This is a genomic window from Nonomuraea sp. NPDC048916, from assembly GCF_040649575.1.
Classification (GTDB): domain Bacteria; phylum Actinomycetota; class Actinomycetes; order Streptosporangiales; family Streptosporangiaceae; genus Nonomuraea.
The window spans coordinates 1-398 of record NZ_JBEZFS010000272.1 but is presented as its reverse complement, the minus strand read 5'-3'; the positions used below and the strand labels follow the sequence as shown (position 1 = coordinate 398).

The window sequence follows — 398 nt, the reverse complement described above, 5'->3', positions numbered from 1 at the left end:
CCTCATCACGGCGGGCCTGGTACTGGGCCTGTTCGTCGTCTACTCGCTGTGGTGGACGAACGTCCTGGCGGACCGCAAGGCGAACCAGCAGGCCGACAAGGTGCGCCACGAATGGGAGACCTCCGACACCGGGCCGGGGGCGCTGGACACCAAGGACGGCATCGGCTTCCTGCACGTACCCGCGATGAACAACGGCGAGGTGCTGGTCAGGAAGGGCACGTCGACGCAGGTCCTCAACAACGGTGTGGCCGGCTACTACACGGACCCCGTCAAGGCGATGCTGCCGATGACCGGCAAGAACGGCAACTTCACACTGGCCGCGCACCGGGACGGGCACGGCGCGAAGTTCCACAACATCGACAAGGTGCGGAAGGGCGATCCGGTCGTCTTCGAGAGAT

At 65.6% G+C, this 398-nt stretch carries 1 protein-coding gene; it reads left to right on the top strand.

Going from position 1 to position 398, the window contains the following annotated elements; all coding sequences use genetic code 11:
- Positions 1-398: sortase (locus AB0C16_RS40815; protein ID WP_357691586.1), on the top strand; the 398-nt coding region annotated here is incomplete at both ends.